Consider the following 15722-nt stretch of genomic DNA (forward strand, 5'->3'; position numbering starts at 1 on the left):
GCTAGGCCCCTGTCTGCACCGCAGGCGGGCAGGGGTAGTTTCTCCCAAGAAAGTCCAGCAGCCGCAGATTGACTTCCTCGGCCTTTTCACTCTGGATCCAGTGCCCGCAATCCGCCAGTCGATGCTGTTCCAGGCGCGGCACCTTGCCGGGCATGCGCTCCATCGTGCGGGCTTCCAGCTGGCCCACCGGGTCGCGGTCGCCGATCATGAACAGGGTGGGTTGGCTCACCTGGCATTCGCCCAGGTGTTCGGTCCGTTGCCAGTTGCGCTCGAAGTTGCGGTACCAGTTCAAGGCGCCGCGAAAACCTCGCCCTGTAAAGGTGCGCCGGTACACCGCAAAATCCTCTGGCGTGCACCAGGCGGGCGGTGAGTGGCGCGCAGGCATGCCCTCGAACAGCAGGGCCGACGGGCTTTTTTCATCCAGCAGGCGTTCGCAGTCGTGCATGAAATGCAGCAGGCTGCGGTCGATGTCGGCGTCCAGTTCCCGCTCGGCGACGCCGGGTTCCTGGAAGTACAGGATGTAGTTGAAACGCTCGGCGAACAGCTCGCGCATGATCTCCACGGCCGGGCGTTTCGGGCGGCCGGCGAACGGCACCGACAGGGCCACCAGGGCCTTGACCCGCTGCGGCTCCAGCAGCGCCAGGTGCCAGGCCACCACCGCGCCCCAGTCGTGACCGACGATGCAGGCCTGCTCCTGGCCCAGGGCATCCATCGACTGCTGGATATCGGCGCACAGGGTCAGCACGTCATAGGCCGCCACCTCCTCGGGGGCGCTGCTGTCGCCGTAGCCGCGCATCTGCGGGATCAGCACCCGGTAGCCGGCGGCCGTCAGCGGCGCGACCTGCCGGCGCCACGAATACCAGCACTCGGGAAACCCATGCAGCAGCCACACCGGCGGGCCGTCCAGCGGGCCGTCGGCATGCAGGTGCAGCTCGATGCCATTGAGCTTCAGGGCATGTTGGGTGATCTGGCTCATGAGCGTGTCCTCCCGAGTCCAGGCATGACCCTAGCAGAAGCCCGCTGACCCTCTGAGCACCATTCATTGGTCGAATAGGCGCCCAGCAGTGTTACCCGGCATGGGCCCGGCGGCTGTCCGCCGGCGCCTGCTCGCGCCGGGTCAGCCCGTAGTCGCGCGCCACCTCGGCGACCCGCAGCCGGTAGTCGGCGAACACCTGGGTCCGCCCCAGGGCCTGGGCCGTGCGATGGCGTTCCAGGGTGCGCCAGGCTTCGACCGCTTGCTCGTCGCGCCAGAACGACAGGGACAGCAGCTTGTCCGGCTCGCTCAGGCTCTGGAAACGTTCGATGGAAATGAAGCCGTCGATCTCCAGCAGCAGCGGTTTCAGCGCGGCGGCGATGTCCAGGTAACGCTGGCGATGTTCCGGGCGGGGCAGGGCTTCGAATATCACGGCGATCATCAGTGCGACTCCGGCAGGCTAGTGAACAAGGGGATGCGCCCGTTGAGCGAGGGTTTGTAGGTCCAGGCGATGGGCTGGTCGAGGGTCGATTGCCGCAGCAGTGCACCGACCACCGCGCCGGCTGTGGCCAGGGCCAACTCTTGGCCGGGGCATTGGTGGCGACCGCTGCCAAAGCTGAAACTGCGCCGCGCCTCGCGTTCGAGCAGCAGGCGATCCGGCTGCGGGTTCAACTGCGGGTCGCGATTGGCCGAGGCCAGCAGCACCAGCACCACTGCGCCGGGCTCCAGCGTCACCCCGGCGATGCTGCAAGGGGCGGCGACGAAGCGCCGGGTGTTCTGCACCGGCGGATCGTGGCGCTGGACTTCGGCCAGCAGGTCGGCGACCCGCTCAGGGGCCGCCCGCAGGTCCGCGAGCAACCGGCGATCGTCCAGCAGGGCGCAGAGGGTATTGCCGATCAGCCCGGCGCTGGCCTCGAAGGTCTGGGACAACAGGCCGATCAGGTTGGCGATCAGGCTGTCACGGTCCTGAGCGCCGAAGCCGTTGACGATCCGCTGCAACAGCGGGCTGGCGGGTGGCTGATCGAGCAGAACCTCAAAGCGTCGAGTCAGCTGTCCGGCTGCCCGGTGGGCGGCATCCCGTTGTGCCCGGTCGCTGGCTGGCGACAGGCAGGCGACAAAGTCCCGGGTCAGCTCGGCAATTGCTGGCAACTGATGCGCGGCAAAGCCCAGCAGCCCGGCGACCACCGCCACCGGCAAGTGGAACTGGCAGTCATGCAGCCTGGCCGCGGTATCGCTTGGCAGGCCCAGCAGCAGGGCGGCGACCCGCTGGCTGGCTTCCTCGGCATGCACCTGTTGCAGGCCCGGCTCGATGGCGGCCCGGGGGCAACGCTGGCGCTCACCGTCGTTCATCCGCATCAGGCGGCCGAATACTTGACCGGCAGCGCCGTCGACTATCGTCCGCGGTACTGGCTCGTGCGCAGGACGTACCCGACACTCGGGATGGGCCAGCACCGCGGCCACCGCTGCGGCGCTGCTGGCCAGCCACATCCCCAGTCCGGGGTCGAAGGCCAGCCCGCCCCGGGCCCGCAGACTGGCGTAGTAAGGGTAGGGATCGGCGTGGGTGACGGCGGTGATCGGGTCCATGATGGGCGGCCTTATTCGCGGGGGAGAAGTGTTGCTACTATCGGCAACCTGCGAGGGGCACGATTCGTTCGGGAGCGAAATATGAATGCACAGCAGCACGACAACGCCGTATCCCAGGTCGCCGCGGCCATTGCCGAGCCGGCGCGGACGAAAATGCTCTGCGCGCTGATGGACGGCCACGCGCGCACCAGCACCGAGCTGGCGGCGATCGCCGATGTCAGCGCCTCCACCGCCAGCGCGCACCTGGGCAAGCTCAAGGAACTGGCCCTGGTGCGCCTGCATGTGCAGGGCCGCCATCGTTACTACAGCCTCGCCGACAAGCGCGTGGCCCAGGCCCTGGAAGCGCTGATGGTGATCGGCCGCAACGCCACGCCCGTGTTCAGCCCACGCACCCCGGACCGCCTGCAGTTCGCCCGCACCTGCTACGACCATATGGCCGGCACCCTGGCGGTGCAGTTGCATGACCGCCTGCTCGAGGCCGGCTGGTTGCAGGAGCCGCAGGAGGGCGCCCAGGAGTACGTTCTGAGCCCGGCCGGCGAAGGGTTTTTTGTTGGGCTGGGTATCGATGTGCAAGCTCTGGCCAGCCTGCGCCGGCGCTTTGCCTGCCCGTGCCTGGACTGGAGCATGCGCCGCCCGCACCTGGGCGGGGCGCTGGGGGCGGCGTTGTTGCAGGAGGCGATCCGGCGCAAATGGCTGACCCAGGACCTGGACAGCCGGGCGCTGGGCTTGACCGCCCTGGGGCGCAAGGAGATCGCCAGTCGGTTCGACGTCCAGCTCGAAGAGCCGGACAGCTCGGCCCCGCGTGCCAGGAGCGTTGCCAAACCGGGTCGCCCGGCCGTTACCCAGGCTTCGTAGGCCGGTCCACAAACCCATGGCTGACATTGTCGTCAGCCTCCGAATGCAGTCCTGGCTTGGAGTCTTCAGCATGCTTATCGTCTTCAGTGGCCTGCCCGGCAGCGGCAAGACCACCATCGCCCGGGCCCTGGCCAGCCATCTGCGGGCCACCTATCTGCGCATCGACAACATCGAGCAGGCACTGCGCAACGGCGGGCTGGCGGAAGTCGGCAAGGCCGGGTACGACATCGCCAATGCCTTGGCCCGCAGCAACCTGGCCCTGGGCAACCGGGTGGTGGCCGATTGCGTCAATCCGGTCGCCGAGAGCCGCCAGGCCTGGCAGGGCATAGCCGAGGCCGAGCAGAGCCCGCTGCTCAATATCGAGGTGGTCTGCACCGACGTCGCCGAGCATCGGCGCCGGGTGGAAAACCGTGAGGCGGATGTACCCGGGTTGCGCCCACCCAGCTGGCAGTCGGTGCTCGATCACGATTACCAGGCCTGGAGCGGCGAGCGCTTGATGCTGGACAGTTCGCTGTCGTCGCCGGCGGAGGCGGTGCGGATCATCGTCGAACACCTGGAAACCTTGTAGTACCTGACCCACCGCGGCGCCTGGATCGCCAGCAAGCTGGCTCCTACACATTTTACGCTGTGTGCGAGTAGCTATTTATCCGCGAATCCCTGTAGGAGCGAGCTTGCTCGCGATGGCGGCGTGCCTGATTCACCATGGTGCCTGCATCGCGAGCAAGCTGCGCTCCTACAGGTTCGGTGGTAGGGGTAGGGCGGCGATAAATCCTGGCTGATTGCACTGAATCAATAAAAAGTGGAATGAAGACTTCGGCGGATAACGTCGGCGAATGTTATTCCTTCGGGCGCGAACCGTGCACAGTCGGAAATGTCCGGTTCAATCCTGTCCGACACTTTTACAAACTAGCGCTGGCGAAAAGCTGAAATTGCGCCAATAGTTGGCGCTATTGGGTGTTTCGTTCGCCGTTGGTGCGTTTTCCGGACCGCTAATGGTGCGCTGTTCTTTCTCTCGGCAGGCCGCGTCAACTCTTGCTTTATGCAAAGCGATAACAACTGCTTTGCCAAAAATCCCCGTGTCAGGGCAAAAAAACCTTCCTCGACAGTTTCTGCACTTTTTTCGTTCGCGCCAGTGTTGTGCAAAGCCGTTCAGGCGGCTTTCCGGATAAAACGTTTCAGCGTCAACCAGGGGTGGGGCCCCGTGGTTGAGTGAAAAATGCTGTCAAGCGGGCGTTTTTTCACCCTTGGGGACTTTATTCGCAAGGAGGCGGGGTTTGGGCACAGCGATTGCTACAGCAGATAAACAGCCTTCGGATTCCAGTGAAGGGTGCTGTCGAAGTTTCGGAAAACTTTCAGATTGAAAGTTCACATTAAAACGAAAAAGGAGGTGACGAGTTCCACAACCAATGGACGTCATCGCGGGCGCTCCATTGCCGAAAATCCATACGGGAAGTTTCGCCAGACAACTGGCGTCAATAAGTGGGGGTATTTCCGCCAGCATCGAGCGGAATATTCAAGCCGCACAATGAGGTGCTCAACAGAACAGTTTCTATCGCACAGCGTAAGGCCCGATTTATTGAAACAGAGAGTTTAAATAAAAAAGCCGTTTAAACCACGGCGAGGAGTTGGGGTATGTCCCGTGCTTTTTTTAACGAAATGTATGATGCGAGTGGTGGCTGCCGCCCACATTACCAGGAGTTCGCCCGCTGGCTGGCGGACACTCCCGTGGAGCTGCTGGACCAGCGTCGGCGCGAAGCCGACCTGCTGTTCCACCGCGCTGGCATCACCTTCACGTTGTACGGTGACGAGCAAGGCACTGAACGGCTGATTCCCTTCGACATCATCCCGCGCAGCATCAAGGCCAGCGAATGGCGGAACGTCGAGCGCGGCTGCATCCAGCGGGTCCAGGCCCTGAACCTGTTCCTGGCCGATATCTACCACGGGCAACGCATTCTCAAGGAGGGCATCATCCCGGCCGAGCAGGTGCTGGCCAACGAGGGTTACCAGGTGGCGATGCGCGGCCTGGATTTGCACCGCAATATCTATTCGCACATCTCCGGCGTCGACCTGGTGCGTGACGGCGACGGCAGCTACTACGTGCTGGAAGACAACCTGCGCACCCCCAGCGGCGTGAGCTACATGCTCGAAGACCGCAAGATGATGATGCGCCTGTTCCCCGAACTCTTCGCCGCGCAGCGCGTGGCGCCCATCGACCACTACCCGAACCTGCTGCTCGATACCCTGAAAAGCTCCAGTCCGCTGGACAACCCGACGGTGGTGGTGCTGACCCCGGGGCGGTTCAACAGCGCCTATTTCGAGCATGCGTTCCTGGCCCGGGAGATGGGCGTGGAGCTGGTGGAGGGTGCCGACCTGTTCGTGCGCGACGACCGCGTATTCATGCGCACCACCTCCGGTGCCCAGGCGGTGGACGTGATCTACCGCCGCCTCGACGACGCCTTCCTCGACCCCTTGTCGTTCAACCCCGATTCCATGCTCGGCGTGCCCGGGCTGATCGCCGCCTACCGTTCCGGCAACGTGGTGCTGGCCAACGCGGTGGGCACCGGGGTGGCGGACGACAAGTCGATCTACCCCTATGTCGACGAGATGATCCGCTTCTACCTGAGCGAGGAACCGATCCTGAAGAACGTGCCGACCTGGCAATGTCGCAAACCCGAGGAACTGTCCCACGTACTGGCCAACCTGCCGGACCTGGTGGTCAAGGAAACCCAGGGCTCCGGCGGCTACGGCATGCTGGTAGGGCCGGCGGCCACCGCGGCGGAGATCGAAGACTTCCGCGCCCGGCTCAAGGCCCGCCCCGAGGCCTATATCGCCCAACCCACCCTGTGCCTGTCGACCTGCCCGACCTTTGTCGAGAACGGCATCGCCCCGCGGCATATCGACCTGCGTCCGTTCGTCCTGTCGGGCAGCGAAACCCGCCTGGTGCCGGGCGGCCTGACCCGCGTGGCCTTGCGCGAAGGCTCGCTGGTGGTGAACTCGTCGCAGGGCGGCGGCACCAAAGACACCTGGGTCGTGGAGGATTGACCGATGCTTTCAAGAACCGCTGCAGACCTCTACTGGATGTCCCGTTACCTGGAGCGCGCCGAGAACCTGGCGCGCATGCTCGAAGTCAGTTACTCGCTGTCGCTGATGCCCCAGGCGGGGCGTAGCGACGGCCACGCCGAGCTGGCGATGTCGCTGCTGGCCGCCGGCACCCTGGACGACTACAACCAGCGTTACGGCGAGCTGAACACCGAGCGCATGCTGCACTTCTTCGCTCTCGACGAGACCAACCCCGGCAGCATCTATTGCTGCCTGCGGGCGGCGCGGACCAACGCCCACGCGGTGCGCGGGCGCATCACCGCCGACATGTGGGAAAACATCAACGCCACCTGGCTGGAGATGCGCAACATCGCCAAGAGCGGCCTGGGACGCTACGGCATCAGCCATTTCTGCGAGTGGGTCAAGGAGCGTTCGCACCTGTTCCGTGGCGCGACCTCGGGCACCATCATGCGCAACGACGCCTATTGCTTCATTCGCCTGGGCACCTTTATCGAGCGGGCCGACAACACCCTGCGCCTGCTGGACGCGCGCTACGAAATGTTCGGCGAGGAGTCGGAGGAGGTCAGCGACAACTCGGCCCGTGGCTACTACCAGTGGAGCGCCTTGCTCCGCGCCTTGTCCTCGTTCGAGGCGTTCAACGAGATCTACCGCAACGCGCCGGGGGCCGAGCAGGTGTCCGAGATGCTGCTGTTGCGCGCCGACGTACCACGCTCGCTGCATGCCTGCGTCGAGGAGCTGGACCAGATCCTCGCCAGCCTGCCGGGCAACAACGGCCGTCCGGCCCAGCGTCTGGCCGCCGAGCTGAATGCGCGCCTGCGCTACACCGGGATCGACGAGATCCTCGCGTCGGGCTTGCACCTGTGGTTGAGCGATTTCATCGCGCAGATCCGTCACCTGGGGCAGACCGTCCACGAATCCTATCTGGAGGTTGTATGAAACTTTCCATACGCCACGACACCACCTACAGCTACGCCGACGAAGTCTGCACCAGCATCCAGTTCCTGCGCCTGACCCCGCAGAACAGCGAGCGCCAGCACATCCTCGAGTGGCACCTGGAACTGCCGCGCCTGGTGCGCAGCCAGCTCGATCCCTACGGCAATATCCTGCACGTGCTGACCATGGACGAACCCCATGGCGCCCTGGTCCTGAGCGCCTATGGCCAGGTGGAAATCGACCAGGCCCGGGAGGTGGAACACGACAGCCAGTCGCCGCTGCCGTTCCTGCGCAGCAGCCCGCTGACCAAGGCCGACGCCGCCCTCGGCGCCTTTGCCGCGCAGCACTGCGGCACCCGGCGCGACCGCGCGGCGCTGATCGAGCTGATGCATGCCCTGGCCGCGCACATGGTCTACAGCCCGGGCGCGACCACAGTGGACACCACCGCGGCCGAGGCTTTCGCCGGCCGGGTCGGGGTCTGCCAGGACCACACCCATGCATTCCTGGCCTGCGCCCGCGGCCTGGGGATTCCCGCGCGTTATGTCTCCGGCTACCTGTGCACCGAAGACGAAAACCACCTGGCCAGCCATGCCTGGGCGGAGGCCTGGATCGACGGCGGCTGGTACAGCTTCGACGTGACCAACCGCCTGGCGCGGCCCGAGCGGCACCTGAAGCTGGCGGTCGGCCTCGACTACCTCGACGCCTGCCCGGTGCGTGGCATGCGTCGCGGCGGTGGCGCCGAACACATGCTGGCGCGGGTCCAGGTGAACTCGATGTTCCAGGTCCAGCACCAGTAGCCGCGACCTTTCCCGCACTATCGGGCATGCCGGCCCCGGCATGCCCACCCCTTGGGGCGCAGTAGCCCTGCGTGGCCCATCATCTGTGCTCTCTGTCGTCGGACTTTCTCAGCGACTTTCGGACTTTTCCTAAAGACAGTCTTTCCTCCCGGTCCCTAGCATGCGCCGCTCCGCAGGCCTGCAACGCAGCAAGCCAGGCGGGAAAAGGAAAGCAACGTTCAAGGGCAAGTCATGAAGAAATACACCACGGTCTTAAGCCTCTTGCTGGCGATGACCGGTTGTACCAGCAGCAACCAAGACACCTCCGAGGCCAGGCTCACGGAGAAAGAGGGCTACGTCCTTTCGAAAGGCGAAAGGGCGGTGGCGAAGAACCATCGGATCCGTTTCCTGGTCCTGCACTACACCGCGCTCGATCAGGCGCAGTCCTTCGAAACGCTGACGCGATCGGAACACGTCAGCGCCAACTACCTGATTCCCGACCGGCCGAAGACCTACAAGGGCCTGCCGGTGGCCGACCAGTTGGTCGATGACCACGACCGCTCCTGGCATGCGGGAGTGAGCCAGTGGAAGAACCGCAGCAACCTGAATGACACCTCGCTCGGGATCGAGATTGTCAACGCTGGCTGGGACAAGGACACCGGCCAGTTGCTGGGCGAGCCCTACAACGAGCAGCAGATAGAACTGTTGATCAGCCTGACCCGGGACCTGGTCAGGAAGTACGACATACAGCCGACGGACATCGTCGGGCACTCGGATATCGCCCCCGGGCGCAAGATCGATCCGGGGCCGTTCTTTCCCTGGAAACGGCTTGCCGAAGCCGGCATTGGCGCCTGGCCCGACGAGCGCACCATTGACGACTACCTGACTCGCTTCAGCGTGTCGCCGCCGAGCATGGTCCAGGTCACGAAGGCGCTGCAAACCTATGGTTATGGCTATCTGGAGCAACAACCGGAAAGGGTGGTGGAAGCCTTCCAGATGCGCTTTAACCAGGAGAATGTCAGCGGGATCGTGGATATCCGCACAGCGGCCATCCTGTTTTCCCTGATCGACAAATATCACGGCAAGGACAAGGCGAGCGCCATTCTGCTGCCGCCGGAAGTGGCGGCTCTCGGCTAGGGGCACAGGTTTTCAGAGCCGTGTGACCACCATGAAAAAGCCCGCCGATCACGCAAGTGAAAGGCGGGCTTTTTACTGCCGGGGGGCGTCAGGTCAGACCTTGACGATCCAGCCGGCTGGCGCTTCGACGTCGCCGGTCTGTACCCCGGTCAGCTCTTTGTAGAGCTTCTGGGTGATCGGGCCGACTTCTTTTTCGCTGTAGAACACGTGCAGCTTGTCCTGGTACTCGATGCCGCCGATCGGCGTGATCACCGCGGCGGTACCGCAGGCGCCGGCTTCCTTGAAGTCCGACAGCTTGTCGATCAGCACGTCGCCTTCGATCACTTCCAGGCCCAGGCGGGTCTTGGCCAGTTCGATCAGCGACAGGCGAGTGATGCCCGGCAGTACCGACGGCGACTTCGGCGTGACGAATTTGTTATCAAAGGTGATGCCGAAGAAGTTGGCCGAACCGACTTCCTCGATCTTCGAGTGCGTCAGCGGGTCCAGGTAGATGCAGTCGGCGAAGTGCTTCTTCTTGGCTTCCGAACCTGGCATCAGGCTGGCGGCGTAGTTGCCACCGACCTTGGCCGCGCCGGTGCCCTGTGGCGCCGCGCGATCGTAGGTGGAGATCAGGAAGTTGTGCGGGGTCAGGCCGCCCTTGAAGTAGGCGCCGACCGGAATGGCGAAGATCGAGAAGATGAACTCGGGGGCGGTACGCACGCCGATGTTGTCACCCACGCCGATCACGAACGGGCGCAGGTACAGCGCGCCGCCGGTGCCGTAAGGCGGGATGAAGCGTTCGTTGGCGCGTACCACTTGCTTGCACGCTTCGACAAACTGCTCGGTGGACACCTGTGGCATCAGCAGGCGCGCGCAGCTGCGCTGCATGCGGGCGGCGTTCTGGTCCGGGCGGAACAGGTTGATCGAACCGTCCTTGCAGCGGTAGGCCTTCAGGCCTTCGAAGCACTGCTGGCCATAGTGAAGGGCGGTGGAGCCTTCGCTGATGTGCAGCACGTTATCTTCGGTCAGGGTGCCTTTGTCCCACTCGCCGTTCCGCCAGTGCGACAGATAGCGCTTGTCTGTCTTGATGTAGTCAAAACCCAGCTTGTCCCAATTGATGCTTTCGTTACCCATGACACCCTCTATCGCTTAACAACCGTCGCAACGGCTCAAGGCTTCTGACGTTTTTTGGATGGGCACAACAATACTGCATTCCGGGGGGGCACCGCATCCCGGGCGATGGGAGGGGCAGCAAAAAAACCAGCTGCTCATGAACCCTCCTGTCGTCCTGTGGAGCGAACCCTGTAGCCGCTGCCGAAGGCTGCGATCGGCCTCGAAGAGGACGTACTCTTGAGATCCTGGAAGGCCCTGCGGGCCTTATCGCAGCCTGCGGCAGCGGCTACAGGGGCGGGGTTGCCTCCCGGTGTGGCGTTTACAGATGCAAGGCGTGGCCCAGGGCCCGCAATGCCGCTTCCTGTACCGCCTCGCCCAGGGTCGGATGGGCGTGGATGGTGCCGGCGATATCTTCCAGGCGCGCGCCCATTTCCAGGGACTGGCCGAAGGCCGTGGACAGCTCGGACACGCCGACGCCCACCGCCTGCCAGCCGACAATCAGGTGATTGTCACGGCGTGCCACCACCCGCACGAAACCGCTTTTCGATTCCAGGGTCATGGCGCGGCCGTTGGCGGCGAACGGGAAGCTCGACACGATGCAGTCCAGGCCGGCGGCCTTGGCCTCGTCCGGGGTCTTGCCGACCACCACCAGTTCCGGGTCGGTGAAGCACACCGCGGCAATGGCCGTCGGGTTGAATTCCCGATGCTGGCCGGCGATCAGCTCGGCGACCATCTCGCCCTGGGCCATGGCCCGGTGCGCGAGCATCGGTTCGCCGGCGAGGTCGCCGATCGCCCAGACATTGCGCATGCTGGTCTGGCAGCGTTTGTCGATGCGCAGGGCCGAGCCGTTCATCTCCAGGTTCAGCGCTTCGAGGTTCCAGCCCTGGGTGTTCGGCTTGCGCCCGACCGCCACCAGCACCTGGTCGGTTTCCAGCTGCAGGCTGTCGCCGTTCGGGTCACGCACCTGCAAGGTGTGGGTGCCGGCATCGAAGCCTTCGACGCTGTGCTTGAGGTAGAGCTTGATCCCCAGTTGCTTCACCGATTCGAGCACCGGCTGGGTCAGTTCGCTGTCATAGGCCGGCAGGATGCGTTCCTGGGCCTCGACCACGCTGACCTCGGCGCCGAGCTTGCGGTAGGCGATGCCCAGCTCCAGGCCGATATAGCCGCCGCCGACCACGATCAAGCGCTTGGGCAGGGCCTTGGGCGCCAGGGCTTCGGTGGAGGAGATGATCGGCCCGCCAAGCGGCAGCATCGGCAGATTGACGCTTTTCGAACCGGTGGCCAGCAGCAGGTGCTCGCACTGGATGCGGGTGTCGGCGCCTTCGATGTCCACGGTCTTGCCATCGACGACCTTGGCCCAGCCATGGATCACCTGGACCTTGTGCTTTTTCAGCAGGGCGGCGACGCCGGTGGTCAGGCGGTCGACGATGCCGTCCTTCCATTCCACGCTCTTGCCGATGTCCAGGGTCGGCGCCGAGACGTTGATGCCCAGGGCCGAGCCCTGGCTGTGATGGCGGGTCTGCTGGAACTGCTCGGCGACATGGATCAGCGCCTTGGACGGGATGCAGCCGATGTTCAGGCAGGTGCCACCCAGCGCCTGGCCTTCCACCAGGATGGTCGAGATGCCCAGCTGGCCGGCGCGGATCGCCGCCACATAGCCGCCAGGGCCACCGCCGATGATCAGCAATGTAGTGTTCAGAGTCTGTTGCATGGGTTACTCCAGAAACAGGCTGGCGGGTTGTTCGAGCAGGCCGCGAATGGCCTGGATGAAGAGCGCCGCGTCCATGCCGTCGACCACCCGGTGATCGAAGGAACTGGAGAGGTTCATCATCTTGCGGACCACGATCTGGCCTTTGATCACCATTGGCCGTTCGACGATCTTGTTCACTCCGACGATCGCCACTTCCGGCAGGTTCAGCACCGGCGTGCTGACGATGCCGCCCAGGGCGCCGAGGCTGGTCAGGGTGATGGTCGAGCCGGACAGTTCGTCGCGGGCCGCCTTGCCCGTGCGCGCGGCTGTGGCCAGGCGCGCGATTTCCGTGGCGCTGTCCCACAGGCTGCGGGCTTCGGCATGACGCACCACCGGCACCATCAGGCCGACGTCGCTTTGCGTGGCCACCCCGACATGCACCGCGCCGTGGCGGGTGATGACCTGGGCTTCGTCGTCGTAACGCGCGTTGATCTGCGGGAAGTCACGCAGGGCCACGACCAGGGCCCGCACCAGGAATGGCAGCAGGGTCAGCTTGCCGCGGGTGGCGCCGTGTTTTTCATTGAGGTGCGCGCGCAGTTCTTCCACGGCGGTGACGTCGATTTCCTCGACATAACTGAAGTGGGCGGCGCGCTGGGTGGCTTCCTGCATGCGCTGGGCGATCTTGCGGCGCATGCCGATCACCGGGATCTGTTCCTCGTCATGACGCTGGGCATAGCCGGATGGCGCCGAGCCGCTCTGGGCGCGCTGATTGCCCTGGGCCAGGTAGGCGTCCAGGTCTTCGTGGAGGATGCGGCCGGCCGGGCCGCTGCCCTGCACCAGGCGCAGCTGGATGCCCAGGTCCAGCGCATGCTTGCGCACGGCCGGGGAGGCCAGCGGGCGCTCGTCGGCGTCGCGGGCTACCGGCGCCTGTGGCGCGGGGCGGCAAGCGGCGGCGGGTTTGCTTTCGACCACTGGCGCGGCCTCGACCTTGGGCGCTGCTACTGCGGGTGCTGCTTGTTTAATAACCGCGGGTTCCTTGACCAGCTGATCGGACGCCTTGAGGTTGCCGGCGCCTTCGACCTCGATGCTGATCAATATGCTGCCCACTGCCATGACTTCGCCGGGCTGGCCGCCCAGGGATAGGACCTTGCCGTGCACCGGGGAGGGGATATCGACCATGGCCTTGTCGGTCATGACGTCGGCCAGCACCTGGTCCTCGACCACCAGGTCGCCGACCTTGACGTGCCACTGCGCCAGTTCTACTTCTGCGATGCCTTCGCCGATGTCCGGCATCTTGATTACGTGCGTGCCCATTCAGACCTCCATGACCCGTTGCAAAGCCGCGCCCACTCGGGACGGGCCAGGGAAATACGCCCACTCCTGCGCGTGCGGGTAGGGGGTGTCCCAACCGGTCACGCGCTCGATAGGCGCTTCCAGGTGGTGGAAGCAGTGTTCTTGCACCAGCGACACCAGCTCGGCGCCGAACCCGCAGGTGCGGGTGGCTTCGTGGACCACCACGCAGCGGCCGGTCTTTTTCACCGACTTGACGATGGTTTCCAGGTCCAGCGGCCACAGGCTGCGCAAGTCGATGACTTCGGCGTCGATCCCGGTTTCCTCGGCGGCCACTTGCGAGACATACACCGTGGTGCCGTAGGTCAGCACGGTGACGTCCTTGCCCGGGCGGGCAATGGCGGCGACGTCCAGCGGCACCTTGTAGTAGCCGTCCGGCACCTGGGCCGAGGGGTGTTTCGACCAGGGGGTTACCGGGCGGTCGTGGTGGCCGTCGAACGGGCCGTTGTACAGGCGCTTGGGCTCGAGGAAGATCACCGGGTCATCGTTTTCGATGGAGGCGATCAGCAGGCCCTTGGCGTCGTAGGGGTTGGACGGCATCACGGTGCGCAGGCCACAGACCTGGGTGAACATCGCCTCGATACTCTGGCTGTGGGTCTGGCCGCCGTAGATGCCGCCACCGCAGGGCATGCGCAGGGTCATGGGGGCGGTGAACTGGCCGGCGGAGCGATAACGCAGGCGCGCCGCTTCGGAGATGATCTGGTCCGAGGCCGGGTAGACGTAGTCGGCGAACTGGATTTCCGCCACCGGGCGCAGGCCGTAGGCGCCCATGCCAACAGCGACGCCGACGATGCCGCTTTCCGAGATCGGTGCGTCGAACACCCGCGAGGTGCCGTACTTGGTCTGCAGGCCCTCGGTGCAACGGAACACGCCGCCGAAATAACCGACGTCCTGGCCGAACACCACCACGTTGTCGTCACGCTCTAGCATCACATCCATGGCCGAGCGCAGGGCCTGGATCATGGTCATGGTGGTCGTGGTCATGGCGGTTTCCAACTGGATATTGTTGTTGTGGTCGTTCATGTCAGATTCCCAGTTGCTGGCGTTGGCGCTTGAGGTGCTCGGGCATTTCCTTGTACACGTCCTCGAACATGGTCGCGGCGCTGGGGATCTGCCCGCCGGCGAGGGTGCCGTACTGCTCGGCCTGCTTCTGCGCGGCGATGACTTCGGCTTCCAGTTCGGCACTGACCGCGGCGTGTTCCTCTTCGGACCATTGGCCGATCTTGATCAGGTGTTGCTTGAGGCGGGCGATCGGGTCGCCGAGGGGGAAGTGGCTCCAGTCGTCGGCCGGGCGGTACTTGGACGGGTCGTCGGAGGTGGAGTGCGGGCCGGCGCGATAGGTGACCCATTCGATCAGGGTCGGGCCGAGGTTGCGCCGGGCGCGTTCGGCAGCCCAGCGGGACGCGGCGTAGACCGCGATGAAATCGTTGCCGTCCACCCGCAGCGAGGCGATGCCGCAACCGACGCCGCGTCCGGCGAAGGTGGTGGCTTCACCGCCGGCGATGGCCTGGAAGGTGGAGATCGCCCACTGGTTGTTGACCACGTTGAGGATCACCGGCGCGCGGTACACGTGGGCGAAGGTCAGGGCGGTGTGGAAGTCCGACTCGGCGGTGGCGCCGTCGCCGATCCAGGCCGAGGCGATCTTGGTATCGCCCTTGATCGCCGAGGCCATGCCCCAGCCCACGCCTTGCACGAACTGGGTGGCCAGGTTGCCGGAGATGGTGAAGAAACCGGCCTCTTTCACCGAATACATGATCGGCAGCTGGCGGCCCTTGAGCGGATCGCGCTCGTTGGACAACAGCTGGCAGATCATGTCCACCAGCGGCACGTCGCGGGCCATCAGGATGCTTTGCTGGCGGTAGGTGGGGAAGCACATGTCGTCGATGTTCAGTGCCAGGGCCTGGGCGCTGCCGATGGCTTCCTCGCCGAGGCTCTGCATGTAGAACGACATCTTCTTCTGGCGCTGGGCGACCACCATGCGGTTGTCGAAGGTCCGGGTCTTGAGCATGGCGCGCATGCCCTGGCGCAGGACCTCGGCCGGCACGCCTTCGGCCCATTCGCCCAAGGCATTGCCCTGGTCGTCGAGCACGCGAGTCAGGCCACGGGCCAGGTCGGCGGTGTCGGCGGGTTCTACATCGATTGGGGGTTTGCGCACCGTGCCGGCGTCGGTCAGACGCAGGTAGGAGAAGTCGGTTTTGCAACCGGGACGGCCTGAGGGTTCGGGCACGTGCAGGCGCAGCGGTTCGTACGCTTGGGTCATGGCTTGTCTACG

General features: G+C 64.8%; 14 protein-coding genes. 6 read left to right on the plus strand and 8 right to left on the minus strand.

Annotated features, from left to right (window positions below):
- Position 1 precedes the first annotated feature (1 nt).
- The 3 genes from AC07PQ_RS06505 to AC07PQ_RS06515 form a co-directional block, all read right to left on the minus strand.
- A complete protein-coding gene (locus tag AC07PQ_RS06505; RefSeq protein ID WP_493185082.1) occupies positions 2–976 on the minus strand; it encodes an alpha/beta fold hydrolase in 975 nt (324 codons plus the stop codon).
- Between the two features lie 91 nt (positions 977–1067).
- The gene (locus AC07PQ_RS06510) at positions 1068–1415 is read right to left on the minus strand and encodes an antibiotic biosynthesis monooxygenase family protein (protein ID WP_087088066.1); all 348 of its coding nucleotides are present in this window, start codon (positions 1413–1415) and stop codon (positions 1068–1070) included.
- Complete coding sequence (locus AC07PQ_RS06515) at positions 1415–2557, minus strand: cytochrome P450 (RefSeq protein ID WP_493185081.1); 1143 nt, start codon at positions 2555–2557, stop codon at positions 1415–1417. The genes AC07PQ_RS06510 and AC07PQ_RS06515 overlap by 1 nt, the downstream gene beginning before the upstream one ends.
- 81 nt (positions 2558–2638) lie before the next feature.
- Here AC07PQ_RS06515 and AC07PQ_RS06520 point away from each other — a divergent pair, with 81 nt between their 5' ends.
- The 6 genes from AC07PQ_RS06520 (at position 2639) to AC07PQ_RS06545 (ending at position 9318) form a co-directional block, all read left to right on the plus strand.
- Entirely contained in the window at positions 2639–3412 is a 774-nt protein-coding gene (locus AC07PQ_RS06520) for an ArsR/SmtB family transcription factor (RefSeq protein ID WP_493185080.1), read from the plus strand.
- Positions 3413–3482: 70 nt separating this feature from the next.
- Positions 3483–3980, plus strand: a complete 498-nt coding sequence (locus AC07PQ_RS06525) for a P-loop nucleotide/nucleoside kinase family protein (RefSeq protein WP_493185079.1) — start codon at positions 3483–3485, stop codon at positions 3978–3980.
- A 1064-nt stretch (positions 3981–5044) separates the two neighbouring features.
- On the plus strand, positions 5045–6454 hold the full coding sequence (locus tag AC07PQ_RS06530; protein ID WP_007925060.1) for a circularly permuted type 2 ATP-grasp protein: 1410 nt from the start codon (positions 5045–5047) through the stop codon (positions 6452–6454).
- Positions 6455–6457: 3 nt separating this feature from the next.
- Entirely contained in the window at positions 6458–7408 is a 951-nt protein-coding gene (locus AC07PQ_RS06535; protein ID WP_007925069.1) for an alpha-E domain-containing protein, read from the plus strand.
- Positions 7405–8202, plus strand: a complete 798-nt coding sequence (locus AC07PQ_RS06540; protein WP_007925070.1) for a transglutaminase family protein — start codon at positions 7405–7407, stop codon at positions 8200–8202. Before AC07PQ_RS06535 ends, AC07PQ_RS06540 begins: the two co-directional genes overlap by 4 nt.
- Positions 8203–8472: 270 nt before the next feature.
- Entirely contained in the window at positions 8473–9318 is an 846-nt protein-coding gene (locus AC07PQ_RS06545) for an N-acetylmuramoyl-L-alanine amidase (RefSeq protein ID WP_493185321.1), read from the plus strand.
- A gap of 93 nt (positions 9319–9411) precedes the next feature.
- On the opposite strand, the gene AC07PQ_RS06550 is transcribed toward AC07PQ_RS06545, so the two are convergent.
- The 5 genes from AC07PQ_RS06550 to AC07PQ_RS06570 all read right to left on the minus strand — a co-directional run bounded on the left by AC07PQ_RS06550 (position 9412) and on the right by AC07PQ_RS06570 (position 15710).
- Positions 9412–10431, minus strand: coding sequence for a branched-chain amino acid aminotransferase (locus AC07PQ_RS06550; protein WP_053260673.1), 1020 nt, complete (start codon positions 10429–10431; stop codon positions 9412–9414).
- Positions 10432–10729: 298 nt separating this feature from the next.
- Complete coding sequence (gene lpdA, locus AC07PQ_RS06555; RefSeq protein WP_493185078.1) at positions 10730–12121, minus strand: dihydrolipoyl dehydrogenase; 1392 nt, start codon at positions 12119–12121, stop codon at positions 10730–10732.
- Positions 12122–12124: 3 nt separating this feature from the next.
- Entirely contained in the window at positions 12125–13414 is a 1290-nt protein-coding gene (locus AC07PQ_RS06560; protein ID WP_007923102.1) for a dihydrolipoamide acetyltransferase family protein, read from the minus strand.
- Complete coding sequence (locus AC07PQ_RS06565; RefSeq protein ID WP_007923101.1) at positions 13415–14473, minus strand: alpha-ketoacid dehydrogenase subunit beta; 1059 nt, start codon at positions 14471–14473, stop codon at positions 13415–13417.
- A gap of 1 nt (position 14474) precedes the next feature.
- Positions 14475–15710 carry a 3-methyl-2-oxobutanoate dehydrogenase (2-methylpropanoyl-transferring) subunit alpha gene (locus AC07PQ_RS06570; protein WP_493185077.1) on the minus strand — a complete coding sequence of 412 codons (1236 nt, stop codon included), beginning with the start codon at positions 15708–15710 and terminating at the stop codon, positions 14475–14477.
- Positions 15711–15722 lie beyond the last annotated feature (12 nt).

Source organism: Pseudomonas sp. GW821-FHT09E12 (assembly GCF_059416085.1).